Origin of the sequence: Polynucleobacter necessarius (assembly GCF_900096765.1) — a bacterium.
Taxonomy (GTDB): Bacteria; Pseudomonadota; Gammaproteobacteria; order Burkholderiales; family Burkholderiaceae; genus Polynucleobacter; species Polynucleobacter necessarius_F.
The window spans coordinates 189,135-209,326 of record NZ_LT615228.1; the positions used below are offsets into that span (position 1 = coordinate 189,135).

Genomic DNA, 20,192 nt, shown 5'->3' on the forward strand with positions numbered 1-20,192 from the left:
TTCAGGTGGAAATTTCAGGTGAAGGTATCTAGACTTTCCCTATTTGTTATATGAATTTTCTTAAATACATTATTGCTCAGCCTCGAAATACTAAATACTCAGAAGATTGTGATGCAATTCTCTCCCTAGAGAATCCTTTTGAGCGATCTATCAAAGAGGGTCACATTACTGCTAGCGGGCTGGTTATCAAAGATGGCAAGGTTCTCTTGGTATTTCACCCATATATTAGGCGCTGGATTCAGCCTGGAGGGCATGTAGACAACATGGAACCTCCCCATGAAGCGGCTATACGGGAAGTTTACGAAGAGACGGGTCTGCTTTGTGAAATCGCCTCAAAAGATCTGTGTCCAATCGATATCGATATTCACGAAATTCCTGCCAATCTTAAAAAAGGCGAGGGATCGCACATTCATATTGATCTGCTGTATCGGTTAACTGTCTTGAAACAGGAAAAGCCTATAGAGGATATTCGCTGCGCTTGGTTTTCTTTTGAAGATATTGAAAGCGAAAGAATACGGCGAGCATTGGCTAATTTAAGCCCCCAAAGCCTCTAAGAGCTCCGTCTCCAATTGAATCTGCAGCTTTGGATTTTTACCTAAGTTGGCCGCATCTAATAGCAGGATGTCCTCAACTCTCTCGCCAAGCGTATTAATTCTTGCGGTGTGAATAGAGACTTGATGCTTAGCTAGCACTCTGGAGATCGTATAGAGTAAGCCGGTGCGGTCGCTAGCAGATAAGGCGAGCGTGTAATACCGGCCACGATCATCTGGCACCATGTGAACGCGTGGCTGAATAGGGAAAGTGCGTGATTGTCTAGACAATCTTCCCATGCTTGGGTTTGGTAGCGGATCTGCATTAGTTAATGCGGCAGTTAATTCAAACTCTACTAGTTGAATGATGTCTCGATAGCTACCACCATCATCGACCAAGTTGCTGCCTGATACTTGGAAGGTATCAAGTGCGTAGCCATGACGAGTAGTATGAATACGTGCATCCCAGATGGAGAAACCATGTCTTTTAAAGTAGGCACAAATTCGAGCAAAAAGTTCTTCCTGGTCTTTAACGTAGACAGCAACTTGCAAGCCTTCGCCAATAGGGGAGAGGCGAGCACGGACAATTGGCTGTTCACTATTGACCTTATTAAATAAATGCCGTGTTAGCCAAGCGATATCGGCTGAATCTTGTCTTAAGAAAAAAGCGACATCTAGCTGTTTCCAAAGATCCTCATAAGAATCATCATTTATGCCGTACAGACGTAGTTTGGTTCGGGAATCCTCTTGGTGTTGTGCTAACTCAGATGAGGCATCTGGTTTTGCGCCACCTAACACTCTTAATGTTGCCCGGTATAGGTCCTCAAGTAACTTGCCTTTCCAGGCATTCCAAACTTTGGGGCTGGTACCGCGTACATCAGCAACGGTCAGCAAGTAGAGTGCAGTGAGGTGACGTTCATCTCCAACCTTTTGAGCAAATGCCCACACTACATCTGGATCGGTAATATCTTGCTTTTGAGCCACCTGACTCATATTGAGATGCTCCGCAACGAGCCACACCAAGAGTTCTGTATCTTTTTTATCTAGTCCGTGGTCTTTGGCAAACTTACGCATGTCTGCCTTACCTAGTTGTGAATGATCACCACCTCTTCCTTTGGCAATATCGTGAAATAGTGCGGCGATTACCAGTAACCAGGGTTTGTCAAAGTGCGCAATCAGGCTACTGCAAAATGGAAATTCATGGGTGTGCTCCACCACCATGAAGCGCCGAACATTGCGCAGGACCATCAGGATGTGTTGATCTACGGTATAGACGTGGAATAAGTCATGCTGCATTTGTCCCACGATCTTACGAAAGGCGGGTAAGTAGCGACCCAAAACGCTGCTGCGATTCATGAGCTGGAAGGCGCGACTCACTCCTTCAGGTTGCTTCAGTATTTCAATAAAAAGTGCTCTATTAATTGGGTTGGCACGCCACTTGGCATCCATCTTCTGGCGAGCGTTATAGAGCGCTCTAAAGATGGTGGCTGAGAGGCTCTTCACATTAGAAGTTTGTGCGAACACTAAGAAGGTTCGCAGAATTTGTTCTGGATGCTTTTGATACAGTTGTGGATCGGTAATATCCAGTACACCCTGTCTTTCAATGAAATGCTCATTACCTTCGCCTGGGATAGTGTGAGTTGTCCTAGACTCTTGAGGGAAGAGTAAGGCTTCTATATTTTGTAAGAGCACATCATTTAATTGGGTAACCGCTTTGGCTGCCCAGTAATAACGACGCATGATGGCTTCGCTTGCTTGGCGAGCAGAGTCGGTCTCAATACCCATAGATCTGGCCAGAGCCGCCTGCAAGTCAAAGGCGATCACATCTTGTCTGCGACCAGCGAGTAAATGCAAATTAGCTCGCAGTGTCTCTAGAAAACGTTGGTTGCGAGTTAGTTCCGTGAGTTCACGTTGGGTAACTAAACCTGCTTGGTTTAAGTCTCTGAAGGTATTCCCAAGCAATGCAGCCTTACTGACCCAGGAGATTACTTGTAGATCACGTAATCCACCGGGGCTCTCTTTACAGTTCGGCTCTAGAGAGTAAGGGGTGTTTTGATATTTATAGTGGCGTTGAATTTGCTCTGCCAGTTTTGCCTGAAAGAAGGCCTTGGGATCCATTGCAGCTTCAAAAGCAGTTGCAAATTCTTTAAAGAGAGGCTTCTTGCCGCAGATAAGACGTGCCTCTAGTAATGAGGTACGAACAGTAATGTCTTGCTCGGATTCGGAGATACACTCAGCAACAGTTCTGACCGATGAACCAATTTCAAGGCCGGTATCCCAGCAGCTAGCTACAAATTGCTCAACTTGTTTTGATAATGATTGGGCTTCTTTTTCATCTGCTGGCAGCAGAATCAAAATATCAATATCGGAATAGGGAAATAATTCCCCTCTACCAAAGCCACCAACTGCGGCTAGAGTAGCTTCATTACTTAATCCACAATCCATCCATAATTGCGTGAGTAATTGATCGGTGAGTTTGCTTAGTTGCTTGGTGAACTTGCCAACCACCTGAGTTTTTTTAAATTCTGCATAAGCCAGTTCGCGAGCAGCGCGTAGGCCAGCCGCATCAGTAATCTTATTGGCCGCCAGAGTGCTCATAGGTTTAGGCATCTACTGATGATGGTCGAAACGAAAGACCTTTAACGCAATCCGGAGGAGGGTTGCTACCTGCAGACCAAGTTAACACCTCAACCCCAGTGTCCGTTACCAAGAGGGTGTGTTCCCACTGCGCTGACAAACTGCGATCTTTGGTTTTGACCGTCCATTGATCTGGCATTGTTCGAATCTCGCGACGTCCAGCGTTAATCATCGGCTCAATCGTAAAGGTCATGCCTGCTTGTAGCTTTTCACCAGCGCCGGGACGACCATAGTGAAGGATTTGTGGATCTTGGTGAAATACTTTGCCAATACCGTGGCCACAGTATTCGCGCACAACAGAGTAACCAGCTTTTTCAGCATGCGTTTGAATGACGTAACCGATATCGCCCAGTGATGCACCTGGTTTTACTTGTGCAATTCCTAGCCACATACATTCAAAAGTAATTTGTGTCAGGCGTTTGGCCATCACTGAAACTTCTCCAACCATAAACATGCGACTGGTGTCACCGTAGTAACCGTCCGGGGTAATGACAGTGATATCTAAGTTGACTACATCACCATTTTTGAGAACTTTTTCACCGGGAATGCCGTGGCAAATCACATCATTGACAGATGTGCAGATGGACGCAGGAAAGGGTGGGTAGCCTGGCGGTTGGTAATTGAGTGGGGCAGGAATGGTCTTTTGTACATCCCGCATGTAATCATGACAGATACGGTCTAGTTCACCAGTTGTTACCCCAGCGACAACATGCGGGGCAACATGATCCAAAACTTCGCTGGCTAAGCGGCCAGCTTCGCGCATCCCTTGGATGTCTCCTTGGATGTCTTTTTCTGCGGTAAATACACTGTTCATTGCTTGATTATCAACGACTTGGGTCGCTTTGGCTGATCATATCTGCCTAATATTTAGGCAGAAAATTCATTTTTTGCCTATGCCTATTAGAGTTTATTGATGGTTCTATTCGCACTCCTTTTGTGAGGAGTTTAGGTGGCTAGATCATTGATATTTAAGCTATAATTTTGTTCTCAAGTCCATTTTGGTCTTGAAATCGCGAGTTGAGCCTTCCAGGGTGGCGCTTTTTAGCGCAGCTAGGACTCAGCTTTAGAACCAACCCTTAGGAGAAGTTATGTCAGTGACTATGCGTCAAATGCTGGAAGCCGGTTGCCATTTTGGCCACCAAACCCGCTTCTGGTCCCCAAAGATGGCCCCATTTATTTTCGGTCATCGCAACAAAATCCACATCATCAACTTGGAAAAAACATTGCCAATGTTTCAGGACGCCCTGAAATTTGCAAAGCAAGTTGCTGCGAATTGTGGCACGATTTTATTTGTTGGTACTAAGCGCCAATCACGCGAGATCATTGCTGAAGAAGCAACTCGTGCTGGTATGCCTTACATCGACAGCCGCTGGTTGGGCGGTACGCTCACCAACTTTAAAACTGTTAAAGGTTCATTGAAGCGTTTGAAGGATATGGAAGTTGCTAAAGAAGCTGGCGACTGGGAAAAGCTCTCCAAGAAAGAAGCTTTGACTAATGACCGTGATCTCGACAAATTGCAAAAAGCACTCGGTGGTATCAAGGACTTGAACGGCGTTCCTGATGCAATTTTCGTTGTGGACGTTGGCTATCACAAGATTGCTATTACTGAAGCAAACAAATTGGGTATTCCAGTGATTGCTGTTGTGGATACCAACCATTCACCAGAAGGTGTTGATTACATCATTCCTGGTAACGATGACTCCAGCAAGGCCGTCACTCTTTACGCTCGTGGTATTGCTGATGCAATCCTTGAAGGCCGTGCAAATGCAGTGCAGGAAGTACTGACTGCTGTTAAAGAAGGTGAAGAAGAGTTTGTTGAAGAAGGGAAAGCTGAATAATGGCCGCTATTACCGCTGCAATGGTTGGCGAACTCCGCGCCAAGACTGATGCTCCAATGATGGAGTGCAAAAAAGCATTAACCGAGGCTGATGGTGACATGGCTCGCGCAGAAGAAATTCTGCGTGTAAAGCTAGGCAGTAAAGCTGGCAAGGCTGCCTCACGTGTTACTGCCGAAGGGATCGTAGCTGTGTCTATTGATGGCAGCAACGGCGCTTTACTCGAAGTGAACTGTGAAACCGATTTCGTTTCTAAAAACGATGACTTCTTGGCATTTGCAAATGATTGCGTGAAGTTGGTTGCTGAAAAGAATCCGGCCGACGTCGCAGCTTTGCTCGCATTGCCTTTGAACGGTTCTACTGTTGATGAAGTGCGTAGCGCCTTGATCGGTAAGATTGGCGAAAACATCATGCCGCGTCGCTTTAAGCGTTTTGCTGGTAGCAATAAGTTGGTTTCATACCTCCACGGCACTCGTATTGGTGTAGTGGTTGAGTTTGAAGGCGATGAGACTGCCGCTAAAGACGTCGCGATGCACGTTGCTGCAATGAAACCAGTTGCTTTATCTACTGCCGATGTTCCTGCTGAATTTATCGCGATTGAGCGCAGTGTTGCTGTACAAAAAGCTGCTGAATCTGGCAAACCACCAGAAATCGTTGAGAAGATGGTGGAAGGTTCTATTCAGAAGTACCTCAAAGAGGTTTCTTTGTTGAACCAAACTTTTGTTAAAAACGACAAGCAAACTGTTGAGCAGATGCTCAAGGCGGCTAATACCTCAGTAAAAGGCTTCACCATGTTTGTAGTGGGTGAAGGCATTGAGAAGCGCCAGGATGACTTTGCTGCTGAAGTGGCTGCACAAGTTGCTGCCGCTTCTAAGGCTACAGCCTAAATAGCCAGTCTGGGGCTTGCCCCCCTATGGTTAGCAGCGCTCTTAAGGGCATAGAAACCTGGGTTTCTATGCCCTTTCCTTTGATATTGACCAAGCCCTTTATAATTTGATGCAGATATTAAAAAGCGCTTAAAGATCAATAAGCTATGTAAACAAATTACTTAGCAAATTACGGAAAAGAACCATATGCCAGGCTACAAACGCGTCCTCCTTAAATTATCTGGTGAAGCCCTGATGGGCGACGATGCTTTTGGCATCAATCCAGTCACAATCGACTCGATGGTTTCTGAAATCGCCCAAGTGGTGCATAGCGGAGTAGAGCTGGCCATTGTGATTGGAGGCGGCAATATCTTCCGTGGTGTGGCGGGTGGAGCTGCTGGAATGGATCGCGCCACTGCTGACTACATGGGTATGTTGGCTACGATGATGAATTCCTTAGCCTTGCAAGACGCATTACGTCAAAAAGGGATTGAAGCGCGAGTGCAATCTGCGCTGCGTATGGATCAAGTAGTTGAGCCGTATATTCGTCCGCGCGCCATTCGTGCGATGAGCGAGGGTAAGGTTGTGATTTTTGCGGCTGGTACGGGTAACCCATTTTTCACCACAGATACTGCCGCTGCTTTGCGTGGGGCGGAGATGGGTGTTGAAGTTATGCTCAAGGCAACTAAGGTTGATGGAATTTACAGTGCTGATCCAGTAAAGGATCCAAGCGCTACGCTGTACAAAACAATCACCTTTGACGAAGCATTAATTAAAAACTTACAAGTCATGGATGCTACTGCTTTCGCATTGTGTCGTGACCGCAAATTACCAATCAAAGTATTTTCAATACTCAAGCCTGGCGCTTTGATGCGCGTAGTGCAAGGTGAGCCTGAAGGTACTTTGGTGCACGTTTAATAGGAGGACAGATGTTTGCAGCAGAAATTAAAACCACTACCGATCAAAAGATGCAAAAGTCTCTTGAGTCTTTGAAATCCAATCTGGCAAAGATTCGATCTGGTCGCGCTAATCCAGGAATTTTGGAACATATTCAGGTTGAATATTACGGCAATCCAACACCATTGAGCCAGGTGGCCAGTCTAGGTTTGGCTGACGCTCGCACAATTAACGTTCAGCCATTTGAAAAGAATATGGTGGCCGCTGTTGAAAAAGCCATTCGAGATTCTGATCTAGGTTTAAATCCAGCCTCACAAGGTACTGTGATTCGCGTGCCAATGCCTGCACTAACTGAAGAACGTCGTCGCGAATTGACTAAAGTAGTGAAGAGCGAGGGTGAAGATGCCAAAATTGCGGTTCGCAATCTGCGTCGTGATGCCAATGAGCACTTGAAGCGTTTAACTAAAGATAAAGAAATCTCCGAGGATGAAGAGCGTCGTGCAACAGACGATATCCAAAAGATGACTGATAAGGCAGTGGTAGATATCGACAAGATCATTGCTGAAAAAGAAAAAGAGATCATGACGGTTTAAGGCCTGATTGAGTTTTATTTTTCATGACCCAACACCTTAGTTCTACCCAGGCAATTCCAGAGGTAAGTGCCATTCCTCGCCATGTGGCAATCATTATGGATGGTAATGGCCGTTGGGCAAGCAAGCGCATGATGCCTAGGGTCGCTGGCCACTCAGAGGGTTTGGGGGCAGTACGAAAAATTGTTCAAGAGTGCCGCCGTATTGGGGTCGAGTACTTAACTGTTTTCGCCTTTAGCTCCGAGAACTGGCGTCGCCCTCCTGAAGAGGTTGGCTTCTTGATGAAGTTATTTCTCAAGTCGCTCAAAGGTGAGGTATCTCGCTTAGCAGAAAATGATATTTCTCTGCGCTTGATTGGGGATCTAAGTCGTTTTGATTCCGCCATTCAAGAGATGGTGCAATTTTCAGAAGAAAAAACGGCGAGCTGCAAAGGTCTTACCTTTACGATTGCTGCTAACTATGGTGGGCGTTGGGATATTTTGCAGGCTATGCGCCGCTGCCTTGCTGCCAACCCCAATTTACAGCCTGATGATGTCACAGAAGATTTGCTGACACCGCATTTATCAATGGCTTATGCCCCAGAGCTTGATTTGTTTATTCGCACTGGTGGCGAGCAACGTATTAGTAATTTCTTGCTTTGGCAGTTAGCGTACACAGAGCTGTATTTTACGGATGTCTTGTGGCCTGACTTTGATGAGGCTGAGTTACATAAAGCCTTTACTTGGTTCAGTCAACGCGAGCGTCGTTTTGGTCGTACGAGTGCTCAGCTGGCCTCACAGACCGCTAGCGATGCTGCTTGATTTTTAAAGTTCCCTCCCAATGCTAAAAACTCGAATCATCACTGCCCTTGTGTTAATGGCAGTTCTTTTACCAATCTTGTTTTTATTGCCGATTGTGTATGCAGGGGCTTTCTTTTTAGTTGTCTTGGTTGCTGCAGCCTGGGAGTGGAGTCGATTATTGGCAGCAGAGGCAAAGTCTGCCGCCTGGTTGTACGGATTATTTTGTTTGGCAATTATTGTGTTCTTGTTGGGAGTGCAAAATACGGATTGGCAATTAGCCATATTATTTTTGTCGGTGCTCTTTTGGTTCTTGGTGGCCCCGTTCATTCTGGCGCGAGGCATGAATCTCTCGCTAGATAAATTGCGACCTTTTTATGTAGTGCTTGGCTTGATTGTTTTACCGGCAACTTGGTTCGCATTGGTTTTTTTGCGCGAGTTAGGTCTGATCTATCTGCTGTCTACTTTGGCTCTAGTCTGGGTTGCCGATATCGGCGCTTATTTTGTGGGAAAGGCAATTGGACGACATAAGCTTGCTGTGCAAATTAGCCCAGGAAAGTCTATTGAAGGTGCGGTAGGTGGTTTATTGCTCTGCTATGGGTATGCCTTTCTATGCGTTTTTTATCTACCGTTTGAATCTACTTTATTTGGCGCGTGGGCAATTCGTTTTGGTTGGATTCCGATGTTCCTGATGGTGACGGTTCTAAATGCATTTAGTATTTTTGGGGATCTCTTTGAGTCCCAGTTAAAGCGTTTGGCAGGTGTTAAAGATAGTAGTCATTTATTGCCAGGACACGGTGGTGTGCTAGATCGAGTTGATGCTTTGATTCCAACAATGCCGATTGCTGCTTTACTAGCAGGATTGATGTAATGAGTAAGCGGCTGGCCATACTCGGTTCAACCGGATCGATCGGCGTCAATACCTTAGATGTAGTTCGTGCCCACCCGGATCGCTATACGGTGGTCGCTTTGACTGCCGGCAAGCAAGTTGATCGTTTGGCTGAGCAATGTATTGAATTTAAGCCAGCTATTGCGGTACTTTCTGAGAGCGCGGATGCTGCTCAACTCGAAAGCTTTTTACGCGCCCGGGGGAGTCAAACACAAGTCTTGTATGGACCTGATGCTTTGGTGACAGCAGTCACTGAGTCTGGGTGTGACATGGTCATGGCTGCCATTGTAGGCGCCGCTGGTTTGATGCCGGCCTTAGCCGCTGCCAAATCTGGCAAAAGAGTCTTGCTGGCCAATAAAGAGGCTTTGGTGATGTCTGGCGCTTTATTCATGCAAGCCATGAAGGCCGGAGGAGGGGAGTTGCTTCCCATTGATAGTGAGCACAATGCGATCTTCCAGTGCTTGCCAAATCAATTTGCAAAATCACCACAGGCTAGTTTGGGTGTAGAAGAATTGTGGTTAACCGCTTCGGGTGGCCCTTTTAGAAATACGCCGATCGACCAACTGGACCAGATCACTCCAGAGCAGGCTTGCGCTCATCCAAACTGGGTCATGGGTAGAAAGATTTCGGTGGATTCAGCAACAATGATGAATAAGGGTCTCGAAGTAATAGAGGCCTTTTGGCTGTTCGGCCTGCCATTGGAAAAAATTAAAGTATTGATTCATCCACAAAGTGTTATTCACTCTATGGTGCGTTATCGCGATGGATCTGTATTAGCGCAACTGGGTCAACCTGATATGCGAACTCCTATTGCTTATGGTCTTGCGTGGCCAGACCGCATTGATGCAGGTGTTGCGCCACTGAATTTGACTCAATTGGCTCATTTGAGTTTTGCAGAGCCTGATCTAGAGCGTTTCCCTTGCTTATCATTGGCTTTTGCTGCTGCCAAAGCCGGAGGAACTGCTCCCACCGTCCTAAATGCGGCTAATGAAATTGCAGTTGCTGCATTTTTGGATGCTGGTCTGCCGTATTTGAAGATTCCTCAAGTGGTTGAGGAGGTGCTTAGCGCTATGGCTGTAGTGGGCGCAGATTCTTTGGAAACGACTTTAAGTGTTGATGCACAAGCCCGAAAAGCAGCGCAGGAATATATTCATTCATTGTAAAAATTTGCATAGTTTGTATCTCAGCGAATATCTTAGTTAGGATTTTTTTTGCAAGCATTCATTACTCTTGGCACATTTATCATCACGCTTGGTGTGCTCGTGAGCTTTCATGAGTTTGGGCACTTTGTTGCAGCTCGTGCATGTGGCGTACGCGTTCTTCGTTTTGCAATCGGCTTTGGAAAGCCCCTGTTTACTTATTGTGCAAAAAATAAAACAGAGTGGGTGATTGCCGCCATCCCTTTGGGTGGGTATGTGAAGTTGCTTGATGGTCGGGATAAGACGCAAGATATCGCGCCTAACGAGCAAATCCACGCTTTCGATCAAAAACCCCCGTGGCAGCGGTCCTTGATAGTGGCGGCAGGTCCTCTGGCGAATTTTTTATTAGCGATTATTCTTTTTTCAACCATTTATATGTCGGGTGCCCCACAGCTACCCGCTGTTTTGCAAACCCCTCCAGACAGTTCCTTGGCGTTTAAATTGGGGGTAACTGGAGGTGAGCAGATCGTTGGGTGGCAAGTTTTGGAGTCTAAGACCCAGTCTTTGGGACCAATTTCGGATGAATTTGAGCCGGTCCTGAGTTGGAATGCTTTGCGCTGGTTGCTGATGGATGCTCTTGCCGGGGAATACGGTTTCGCTCTGCAACTGAAGGCTCCTGACGGTAATTTGATGGTCAAAACCTTCTTGGCCGAGGATTTGCCCCCGATGCGTCAAGATAGTGATCCTATGTTACGCCTAGGTTTATTGCTAAAGCCAACCCTTTAGCTGACTGGAAAGAGCTCAAATTAAGCCCTTTTGAGGCTCTAGGGGCTGCATCCCAAAGAGTTTGGTTGGTCAGCAAGTTATCCCTCAGGCTAATGGCGGGAATGTTCACCGGAAAGACTTCTATAAAGCAGTTGGGCGGACCCCTTAGCATTGCTGACATGGCCGGCAAGTCAGTCCAGGTTGGGTGGCAGCCATTTTTTGCATTTTTGGCACTACTAATAAGTATTAGTATCGGGCTGCTCAATTTGCTCCCTTTTCCCATGCTTGACGGGGGTCAGCTCCTGTATGATGCATGGGAGTTGGTCGCTGGAAAGCGGATTTCGACTTCAACACAGGAACAGCTGCAAAAAGTAGGCTTTTTCTTGTTAATTTCTTTCTCTATTCTGGCTTTGTTTAACGATTTACAACGCTATTTGTCGCCTTGAATTTTTTGACTCTTTCCCCTTCGATGTTTACACGCTTACTTGCTCGACTGCTGATGATGGTAGCTTTGGGTCTGAGCATTCCTGTTTATGCAGCAGATTCCTTTGTTGTCAAAGATATTCGCGTAGAAGGTTTACAGCGGGTTGAGCCAGGTACTGTATTTAGTTATTTGCCCGTTCAAGTAGGCGACACTTTCACCGAGGAAAAAGGGGCTGAGGCTATTAAGGCCTTGTATAGCACCGGGTTTTTTAGGGATGTGCAAATTCAAGCTCAAGGTGATGTATTGATTGTCATCATTGAAGAGAGACCAACAATTTCACGTATTGAATTTACTGGGATGAAAGAATTTGACCCAGAGATAGTTCGTAAGTCCTTAAAAGCTGTTGGTGTTGCGGAGGCGCGTTTTTATGACAAAGCTTTAATTGATAAGGCTGAGCAAGAACTCAAGCGTCAATATGTTGGTAAGGGCATGTTTGCTGCAGAGGTTGTTGCCACCGTCACTCCGGTCGAACGCAATCAGGTTGCCGTTTACTTCAATATAGATGAAGGACCTGTTGCCAAGATTCAAGAAATTAATTTCATTGGCAATAAAGTATTTAGTGAGAGTACTTTGCGCGGCGAGATGCAACTGAAGACTGGCGGTTGGCTATCTTGGTACAGCAAGGACAATCTCTATTCAAAGCAAAAACTTACGGCAGATTTAGAAACGATTCGCTCTTATTATTTAAATCGTGGCTACTTAGAGTTTGTTATTGAATCAACACAAGTTTCGATTACTCCCGACAAAAAAGGGATTTACCTCACCATCAGTATTCGTGAAGGTCAAAAATTTACAGTTAAAAATGTTCGTTTGGCCGGTGAGCTATTGGGCAAAGAAAACGAGCTAATGCAGTTGATCGTACTGAAGCCTGGTGATACTTTTTCTTTCGCTAAATTAACTGAAAGCTCCAAAGCAATTGCAGAGGTCTTGGGTTCCTATGGCTATGCTTTTGCAACCATTAATCCGCAACCAGATATTCGCCGCGAACAAGCAGAAGTAGATCTCACTTTAGTAATTGATCCAGGTCGACGAATCTATGTTCGTAAGGTAGATATTTCTGGGAACGCCAAAACACGTGACATGGTGATTCGGCGTGAGATGCGTCAGTTTGAGAGCTCCTGGTTTGATAGTGACAAAATTGATCTATCGAAGAAGCGCTTGAATCGTTTGGGCTATTTCACTGAGACTGATATCACTACTGAGGATGTTCCAGGTACTTCTGATCAGGTAGATGTGAACGTTAAAGTTACTGAGAAGCCAACCGGTGCGATTACCTTGGGGGCCGGCTACTCCTCTACAGAAAAGTTAATATTGTCTGCAGGTATTGATCAAGATAATGCATTTGGAACTGGAACTGCAATTGGTTTAAATGCTTCTCTGGGTAAGATTAATCAGAACTTGACTCTGTCTAATTATGATCCCTACTTCACTGAAGATGGAATCAGTCGATACACTGATTTGTACTACCGCCAGTCAAAACCCCTTTACTACGTGGGTGATCCCGATTACACCATTAAGTCTCTGGGCTCAAATATTAAATTTGGCGTTCCATACACCGAAGTTGATCGAGTCTTTTTTGGAACGGGCGTTGAAGCATTCCAAATCCAGACAACATACAATACGCCGCTGCCTTACTTGACTTATGCTCAAAGTTACGGAATTGCTGCACCAGGATACCCTGCAACCCTGAATACCTATAACGTACCAATCACAATCGGCTGGTCCCGTGATGGCCGTGATAGCGCGCTTATTCCCTCTGATGGATCTTTGCAACAGCTCTCTGCCGAAGCTGGAACGCCTGCTGGTAATATGACTTTCTATCGCTTGTATGGCCAGTATCAAAAGTACCACTCCTTTACAAAAGGAAATATCCTCTCATTCAACGGTGAGGTCGGTTACGGAGAGGTGTACGGCAATCATCCTTTCCCAATTACTAAAAACTACTACGTGGGTGGTATTGGATCCGTACGTGGTTATGCCCCTGGATCCTTAGGGCCGCAGTACTTTAATAGTGCAGTTGGAGCCTATCAACCGACAGGTGGTCAGTCTAAGATTGTGACAAATATTGAATACACCGTTCCCGTTCCGGGGTCTGGTGTTGATAAGACTTTGCGTGTCTTTACTTTCGTAGACGGTGGTAATGCATTTGGGCAAAATATCAACTTAGTCCTAAAATACTCCTACGGATTAGGTATATCATGGATATCACCGCTGGGACCGTTGAAGTTTAGTTATGGTATTCCGTACAAGTCTGCGCCGACGGATAATGTCCAGCGATTGCAGTTCCAGGTGGGTACGGCGTTTTAATTGTTCAAGGAAAGTTTTATGAGGTTATTACATTCTTCAAAATGGATTCAAATTGGTTTGCTAGCTATTGCAACAGTAATACTTGCGCCTGCTGCATTTGCTCAGGATGCTGGAACTCGTGTTGCTGTTGTCAATTCTGAAAAAGTTTTCAACGAGTCTAATTTGGCAAAAGCAATGCAGACTCGATTACAAAATGAATTTACTAAGCGCCAGAATGATTTGCGTGACAATGCCCAGAAAATAAAGGCAGCGGCAGAAAAACTTGATCGTGATGCTGCAGTAATGACTGAGGCGGATCGTGTGCGTCGTCAGCGCGAGCTGGCTGATCAGGACCGTGAATTACAGCGTAAGCAACGTGAATTTACAGAGGATCTCAATCAACGCACCTTTGAAGAGCGTGCCAAGATTGCTGAAAAAGCAAATTTAGTCCTCAAGCAAATTGCCGAACAAAGAAAAATTGACATCATCATCCAGGAAGCTGCATACTTGAACCCAAAGGCTGATGTAACAGATGATGTTATCAAGGCCTTAAACAGTCTTAAGTAAGTTTTATGCCCACCGCCGTCGAGCTGGCCGAACAGTTTCAAGTAAGCTTGGTGGGGGAGGCCTCCCTCGTATTCAATGGTCTTGCGCCTCTAGAGCACGCTAAGTCTAACCAAATCTCCTTTTTATCAAATCCTTTGTATCGTCATCAGGCAAGCGATAGCGCAGCTGGCGCTTTGATTCTGAGCCAGACTGATCTAGAGTTTCTTCAATCCAAATCCGATGCACATTTAGCTGGCCGCGTTTATTTTGTCTCAAAAAATCCTTACGCAACTTTTGCAAGAATGGCTCAGTACTTTGCAAAGCAGAGCGCACCCGCCTATTTACCCGGAATTCATCCAAGCGCAGTAATAGACCCTAGCGTAAGTATTCCTAGCTCTTGTCATATCGGGCCTTTTGTACAAATCGGACCTGGGGTCAAGCTTGGTGAGCGCGTTTGCATTTTGGGTAATGCAACGGTTGCCAGAAACAGTGTGATCGCGAGTGATACCTTAATTTATCCATCTGTTTCAATTTATGGCGGCACCCAAATTGGTGAGCGCTGCATCATTCATAGTGGCGCCATTATTGGTGCCGATGGTTTTGGATTTGCTCCTGACTTTTCGGCGACAGGTGGTGAGTGGGTCAAGATCCCGCAAACAGGTAATGTTGTGATCGGCGACGATGTTGAGATTGGCGCTTCAACTACGATTGATCGTGGTGCCATGAGTGATACGGTCATTGGCGCTGGTAGCAAAATTGATAATCAAGTGCAGATTGCTCACAACGTTATTATCGGTAAATGCTGTGTGATTGCTGGTTGTGCTGCCATCTCTGGAAGTACAAAAATTGGTAATTTCTGCATTATTGGAGGTGCCGCTAATTTCGCGGGACATCTCACTATTGCCGATAGAACTACGGTTTCCGGAAACACGTCGATTATTCGCTCGATTAACGAGCCTGGCCAGCACTATACGGGCGTTTATCCCTCAATGTTGCATGCTGCTTGGGAAAAGAATGCTGCAATCTTGCGTGGGCTAGATAAAATACGTCAACGCTTACGATTATTAGATAAGAACAAAAGTTCGGAGCCATAGGCTCCTTAATAACAAATTCATTATTCACTTTAAGTAGGTAATTTATGAGCAAGATCATCGCGATTGATATCAATAAAATTTTGAAGCTATTGCCCCATCGCTACCCATTTTTACTGGTTGATCGCGTCTTAGAAATTTCTCCACAGGTCAGTATTACTGCACTGAAGAACGTGACGATGAATGAGCCATTTTTTCAGGGGCACTTTCCAGACTTTCCAGTAATGCCAGGAGTTTTGATTATTGAGGCATTGGCGCAAACTGCTGCTCTGTTAACCTTTTCTGAGGAGCGTGCAGAAGATGCCATTTATTACTTTGCTGGAATCGATGGGGCACGCTTTAAAAAGCCAGTATTACCTGGGGATCAGTTGATCATGACCGCAAAGCTTGAGCGTGGTCGTGCTGGCATATATAAGTTTGCAGTGCAGGCAACTGTAGATGGTGAGATTTCCGCCGAAGCAAACATTACTTGTGCGGTACGTACGAAAGGCGCGTAATGACCCGGATTCATGCATCTGCTGTGGTGGATATCAAAGCAGAGCTCGCTAGCAACGTTGAGATTGGACCCTACTCAGTTATTGGCCCCAACGTCAAAATCGACGCTGGTACAAAAGTTGGCTCACATACGGTGATTGAGGGGCACACCACAATCGGCAAAGAAAATAATTTTGCGCACTTTGCTGCAATCGGTGGGCCGCCACAGGATATGAAATATCGTGGAGAGCCCACTCAACTGATTATTGGTGATCGCAACACTATTCGCGAATTCACAACGATTCACACTGGAACCTCACAGGATGAAGGTATTACCCGAATCGGCAATGACAACTGGATCATGGCCTATGTGCATATTGCGCATGATTGCCAAGTAGGTAATCACACCATTTTCTCAAGCAATGCTCAAATTGCTGGTCATGTGCAGGTTGATGATTGGGCGATTATGGGTGGTATGTCTGGCGTTCATCAGTTCGTTCGTATCGGACAGCATGCGATGCTGGGCGGTGCCTCTGCATTGGTACAAGATATTCCTCCTTTTGTGATTGCCGCTGGCGACAAAGCTTCTCCACATGGTATTAATGTGGAAGGCTTGAAACGCCGAGGTTTCTCAAGTGAAACAATTTCTGCATTGCGCCAAGCCTATAAAGTCTTATATAAAGATGGCCTGAGCTTTGAAGAGGCTAAGGTGGAAATACAAAAAATGGTTGCTGCAAATTCGGCCGATCCTGCTACTGCTGAAAAGCTAGCCCAGTTCCACGATTTTATTGCCGCTTCGACACGCGGCATCATTCGTTAACGTTGGGAATACTTTGCCAAAGTTAGCTTGTGTAGCTGGCGAACCTTCTGGCGACTTACTTGCTGCGCCAGTATTAGGCGCATTAAATCAAATTCCAGAGATGGCTAGCCTTGAGGTATATGGCATTGGCGGGCCGCGGATGCAAGCAGAAGGTATGCGTTCTGATTGGCCTATGGAGACCCTGAGCGTTCGTGGTTATGTGGAAGCAATTCAACAGTTGCCTGCAATTCTGAAGCTTCGAAAAGAATTAATCGCCAATTTATTGGGGGAGGGCAGGCCCGATGTCTATTTGGGAATTGATGCGCCAGACTTTAATTTAGGCGTGGAAATGCAACTGCGAAAAGCGGGGATACCCACATTGCATTTAGTCTCCCCCTCGATTTGGGCGTGGAGAGCAGGGCGCATCAAGAAAATTTCACAAGCAGTCGAGCGCATGCTCTGCATCTTTCCATTCGAAACTGAAATTTACGATCGTGCTGGTGTGGCTTCAACTTATGTTGGTCACCCGCTTGCTAGTGAAATTCCGATAGAGCCAAACCCATCGCAAGCTCGTGGAAAAATTGCTCAAAAGTGTGCTATGAGTAATGCGTCACTTGATGGCACAGTCATTGCAGTATTGCCCGGAAGCCGAATATCTGAAATCGAGCTTATCGCGCCAGTCTTTTTTGAGACAATGCAGTTATTATCAAAAAGACTTCAAGGTCAAAAGCTACAGTTCTTAATCCCAGTGGCAACCCCGCGTTTACGAGCCCTGCTTGAGCAGCTTTTATTGGCTGTAAAAAACCAAAATCCTGATATTCAAATTCACTTGCTTGATGGCATGGCAGATGAAGTATTGGAAGCTGCTGATGTGGTATTGATTGCGAGCGGTACGGCGACTTTGCAAGCGGCATTATGGAAAAAGCCTATGGTGATTTCTTATAAAGTACCCTGGTTAACGGCTCAGATTATGAAACGGCAGGGTTATTTACCGTATGTGGGGCTACCCAATATTTTGTGCGGTGAGTTTGTGGTTCCCGAGTTATTGCAAGATGATGCGACACCCGAAAAGCTAGCTAATGCAATGCAAGATTGGCTGGATCACCCCAGTAGAGTTACTCAGCTCAAAGAGCGTTTTACTGATATGCATGAAACATTGCGTCGCCCAACGGGATTATTGGTTGCTCAGGCAGTGGCTCAAACGATTGCGAATCACCGTCACAAGTGGGTAAGTGCATGAGTATGATTTGGGTCTGTGGTGTGGATGAAGCGGGGCGCGGACCTTTGGTAGGTGCAGTGGTAGCTGGTGCAGTAGTGCTCGATCCCAATAATCCGATTGAGGGTTTAAAAGACTCCAAAAAATTAACCGCTGCTCGAAGAGAATATTTGTATGAGCAGATTATGGAAAAGGCTAAAGCCTGGGGCATAGGCGAGGCGAGCCCTCTAGAGATAGATCAGATGAATATCTTGCAGGCTACGATGCTGGCGATGCGTCGAGCCGTGGAAGATTTAACAACTCGACTAGGTGATTGGCCAAGCAGAGCGCTGATTGATGGCAACCGATGTCCTGAGTTGCCGATTGCGGCAGAAGCGATTATTCAGGGCGACGCTAAAGAGCCTGCAATTTCAGCTGCATCTATATTAGCTAAAGTGACACGTGATCGTCAGATGCAAGCTTTGCATGAGCGCCACCCTGAATATGGTTTTGCCCAGCATAGGGGTTATCCGACGCAGGCTCACTTTGCTGCATTAAAGCAATATGGTGCCTGCTCCGAACATCGTCGTAGCTTTTCTCCGGTTCGTCGGGTGCTAGAGGCGCTCGCAGATTAATCATGAACTTTGATCTCATTTCTTCAAAAGAAAATCCTTTGTTTAAGGAGGTTCGTCAATTACAGGCAACCGGTAGCAAAGGTCAGAAGGCGAGATTAGCTAGCGGCTGCGCTTTGCTTGAAGGAATTCATTTAGTGCAAACCTGGGAGGGTGATCCTGCTTTAAAGACACTTTTTACCTCAGAGCTCGGGCTAAAGAATGCAGAGATCGTGCAGGCTATGTATTCACATTTAGAGCTTTGTCCTGACACCAAGGTTTATCAATTGGATAGTGCTCTATGGGATTTGCTCAGCGATTTAGTGAATGCTCCTCATCTGGCGGGCTTATTGGATCTGCCAAAATCATGCCTTGCTTCGCCGCAGTCAATTTCAACTTTAGCTGGTGATGTGGTGATCTTGGATCGCATTCAAGATGCTGGTAATGTAGGCTCGATTTTGCGTACTGCTGCTGCCGCTGGATTTACACAAGTCATTGCCTTATTTGGATGCGCGCATTTGTGGTCCAGCAAAGTCTTGCGAGCCGGCATGGGTGCTCATCGATTATTGGATTTATACGAAGGTTGGTCAAACCAGCAAGTGCTCAGTGCCGTTACTGCACCTTTATTAGCCGCTACTGCAGATGCAGAACTTGATCTTTTTTCTATTCACAAAGAGCTCATTCATCCGGTTGCATGGGTGATGGGTAGCGAAGGTCAGGGTGTTTCCGAAGATTTATTGGCGCAAGCAAAAAGCGTCTCCATCCCCATCGACCCTCGAGTAGAATCGCTTAATGTATCAACTGCAGCTGCCGTTTGTCTCTTTGAGACAATGCGCGTGCGACTTCACTAGGTTTGTTGTTTTAGCCCAGAATTGTCTTATCAGATTTAATGGCTTGCAATACGGTGGTAGCAATCTCTTCAATCGATTTACTGGTTGTTAGTACCCATGGAATTGATTGTTTTTTCATCATTGCAGTTGCCTCGTTAATCTCATAGCGACAATTTTCTAACTTGGCGTAATTACTACCAGGTCTGCGTTCATTGCGAATCTCGGATAAACGTTCGGCATCGATCATGAGGCCAAAGATCTTTTGGCGATAAGGAACCAAATCTTTTGGCAGTTGTCCACGTTCAAAGTCTTCTGGTATCAGGGGATAGTTTGCGGCTTTTAATCCATATTGCATTGCTAGATATAAGCTCGTTGGCGTTTTGCCAACCCTAGATATACCTATCAAGATAACATTTGCCTCGGCAAGATTTTGATTGGATTGCCCATCATCATGGGCGAGTGAATAGTTGATAGCCTCAATACGGTTTTTGTAAGCCTCGGTATCCGCATTGTGGTGAAGGCGGTTCATGGCATGGGTGGATTTCATACCTAGGGCTTCTTCAAGTGGAGCCACGAAGGTCTGGAACATATCCAAAATTAGGCCATTGGCCTTAGCAACAATGGCATTGAGCTCAGAATTCACCAAAGTGGTGAAGACAATGGGCTGAACTCCATACTTACTGGCTGCCTGATTGATGCTCCTAACGGCGTCGTGGGCTTTTTCCACGCTATCCACAAAAGGTACCCGGATGTGCTTAAAAGTGGCTTCAAATTGAGCCAAAATCGACTGACTAAAGTTGTCGGCGGTGATGCCGGTACCGTCGGAGACAATAAAAACAATGCGGGTTTGGGTGGACATGGATTTGGCCTAAAAGTCAGGGTCAGCACTACAATAGAATCATATTAAAGCATGCCCTATTTTAGGTGGCCGCTAGACCAGTTTCCTTATCTT

21 protein-coding genes are annotated in these 20,192 nt (G+C 45.9%); 18 read left to right on the plus strand and 3 right to left on the minus strand.

All coding sequences use genetic code 11. The features are described from left to right. Nucleotides 1-50: 50 nt before the first annotated feature. Nucleotides 51-554, plus strand: coding sequence for an NUDIX hydrolase (locus DXE33_RS01010; RefSeq protein WP_114638256.1), 504 nt, complete (start codon nt 51-53; stop codon nt 552-554). On the opposite strand, the gene DXE33_RS01015 is transcribed toward DXE33_RS01010, so the two are convergent. Next, nucleotides 534-3,140, minus strand: coding sequence for a [protein-PII] uridylyltransferase (locus DXE33_RS01015; RefSeq protein ID WP_114638257.1), 2,607 nt, complete (start codon nt 3,138-3,140; stop codon nt 534-536). The genes DXE33_RS01010 and DXE33_RS01015 overlap by 21 nt on opposite strands. Next, nucleotides 3,133-3,981 carry a type I methionyl aminopeptidase gene (gene map / locus DXE33_RS01020; protein ID WP_114638258.1) on the minus strand — a complete coding sequence of 283 codons (849 nt, stop codon included), beginning with the start codon at nt 3,979-3,981 and terminating at the stop codon, nt 3,133-3,135. Before map ends, DXE33_RS01015 begins: the two co-directional genes overlap by 8 nt. 274 nt (nt 3,982-4,255) lie before the next feature. Here map and rpsB point away from each other — a divergent pair, with 274 nt between their 5' ends. From rpsB to DXE33_RS01100, 17 genes are all read left to right on the plus strand, one after another. After that, on the plus strand, nt 4,256-5,005 hold the full coding sequence (rpsB, locus tag DXE33_RS01025) for a 30S ribosomal protein S2 (RefSeq protein ID WP_114638259.1): 750 nt from the start codon (nt 4,256-4,258) through the stop codon (nt 5,003-5,005). Continuing rightward, nucleotides 5,005-5,889, plus strand: a complete 885-nt coding sequence (gene tsf / locus DXE33_RS01030) for a translation elongation factor Ts (protein ID WP_114638260.1) — start codon at nt 5,005-5,007, stop codon at nt 5,887-5,889. The genes rpsB and tsf overlap by 1 nt, the downstream gene beginning before the upstream one ends. 186 nt (nt 5,890-6,075) lie before the next feature. Next, entirely contained in the window at nt 6,076-6,786 is a 711-nt protein-coding gene (gene pyrH / locus DXE33_RS01035; RefSeq protein WP_114638261.1) for a UMP kinase, read from the plus strand. Between the two features lie 11 nt (nt 6,787-6,797). Further along, on the plus strand, nt 6,798-7,358 hold the full coding sequence (frr, locus tag DXE33_RS01040; RefSeq protein ID WP_114638262.1) for a ribosome recycling factor: 561 nt from the start codon (nt 6,798-6,800) through the stop codon (nt 7,356-7,358). A 23-nt stretch (nt 7,359-7,381) separates the two neighbouring features. After that, a complete protein-coding gene (gene uppS / locus DXE33_RS01045; RefSeq protein ID WP_114638263.1) occupies nt 7,382-8,155 on the plus strand; it encodes a polyprenyl diphosphate synthase in 774 nt (257 codons plus the stop codon). Between the two features lie 19 nt (nt 8,156-8,174). Beyond that, entirely contained in the window at nt 8,175-9,002 is an 828-nt protein-coding gene (locus DXE33_RS01050) for a phosphatidate cytidylyltransferase (protein ID WP_114638264.1), read from the plus strand. Next, nucleotides 9,002-10,183, plus strand: coding sequence for a 1-deoxy-D-xylulose-5-phosphate reductoisomerase (gene ispC / locus DXE33_RS01055; protein WP_114638265.1), 1,182 nt, complete (start codon nt 9,002-9,004; stop codon nt 10,181-10,183). The genes DXE33_RS01050 and ispC overlap by 1 nt, the downstream gene beginning before the upstream one ends. 48 nt (nt 10,184-10,231) lie before the next feature. Beyond that, nucleotides 10,232-10,945, plus strand: a complete 714-nt coding sequence (locus DXE33_RS09920) for a site-2 protease family protein (protein WP_231970281.1) — start codon at nt 10,232-10,234, stop codon at nt 10,943-10,945. A 65-nt stretch (nt 10,946-11,010) separates the two neighbouring features. Continuing rightward, nucleotides 11,011-11,370, plus strand: coding sequence for a M50 family metallopeptidase (locus tag DXE33_RS09925; protein WP_231970282.1), 360 nt, complete (start codon nt 11,011-11,013; stop codon nt 11,368-11,370). A gap of 53 nt (nt 11,371-11,423) precedes the next feature. Continuing rightward, on the plus strand, nt 11,424-13,715 hold the full coding sequence (gene bamA / locus DXE33_RS01065) for an outer membrane protein assembly factor BamA (protein WP_231970284.1): 2,292 nt from the start codon (nt 11,424-11,426) through the stop codon (nt 13,713-13,715). Between the two features lie 18 nt (nt 13,716-13,733). After that, the gene (locus DXE33_RS01070; RefSeq protein WP_114638267.1) at nt 13,734-14,261 is read left to right on the plus strand and encodes an OmpH family outer membrane protein; all 528 of its coding nucleotides are present in this window, start codon (nt 13,734-13,736) and stop codon (nt 14,259-14,261) included. Between the two features lie 5 nt (nt 14,262-14,266). Then, the gene (gene lpxD, locus DXE33_RS01075) at nt 14,267-15,334 is read left to right on the plus strand and encodes a UDP-3-O-(3-hydroxymyristoyl)glucosamine N-acyltransferase (RefSeq protein ID WP_114638268.1); all 1,068 of its coding nucleotides are present in this window, start codon (nt 14,267-14,269) and stop codon (nt 15,332-15,334) included. Between the two features lie 44 nt (nt 15,335-15,378). Beyond that, nucleotides 15,379-15,828 (plus strand): 3-hydroxyacyl-ACP dehydratase FabZ, encoded by a 450-nt coding sequence (gene fabZ / locus DXE33_RS01080; RefSeq protein WP_114638269.1) that lies wholly within the window; start codon nt 15,379-15,381, stop codon nt 15,826-15,828. Then, nucleotides 15,828-16,625, plus strand: a complete 798-nt coding sequence (gene lpxA, locus DXE33_RS01085; RefSeq protein WP_114638270.1) for an acyl-ACP--UDP-N-acetylglucosamine O-acyltransferase — start codon at nt 15,828-15,830, stop codon at nt 16,623-16,625. Before fabZ ends, lpxA begins: the two co-directional genes overlap by 1 nt. Nucleotides 16,626-16,638: 13 nt before the next feature. After that, nucleotides 16,639-17,844, plus strand: coding sequence for a lipid-A-disaccharide synthase (lpxB, locus tag DXE33_RS01090; protein WP_114638271.1), 1,206 nt, complete (start codon nt 16,639-16,641; stop codon nt 17,842-17,844). Further along, nucleotides 17,841-18,434 (plus strand): ribonuclease HII, encoded by a 594-nt coding sequence (gene rnhB, locus DXE33_RS01095; RefSeq protein WP_114638272.1) that lies wholly within the window; start codon nt 17,841-17,843, stop codon nt 18,432-18,434. The genes lpxB and rnhB overlap by 4 nt, the downstream gene beginning before the upstream one ends. A gap of 2 nt (nt 18,435-18,436) precedes the next feature. Next, complete coding sequence (locus tag DXE33_RS01100) at nt 18,437-19,261, plus strand: TrmH family RNA methyltransferase (RefSeq protein WP_114638273.1); 825 nt, start codon at nt 18,437-18,439, stop codon at nt 19,259-19,261. A 10-nt stretch (nt 19,262-19,271) separates the two neighbouring features. Here DXE33_RS01100 and ppsR read toward each other — a convergent pair whose 3' ends face one another. Beyond that, nucleotides 19,272-20,099, minus strand: coding sequence for a posphoenolpyruvate synthetase regulatory kinase/phosphorylase PpsR (ppsR, locus tag DXE33_RS01105; protein ID WP_114638274.1), 828 nt, complete (start codon nt 20,097-20,099; stop codon nt 19,272-19,274). Nucleotides 20,100-20,192: the final 93 nt, after the last annotated feature.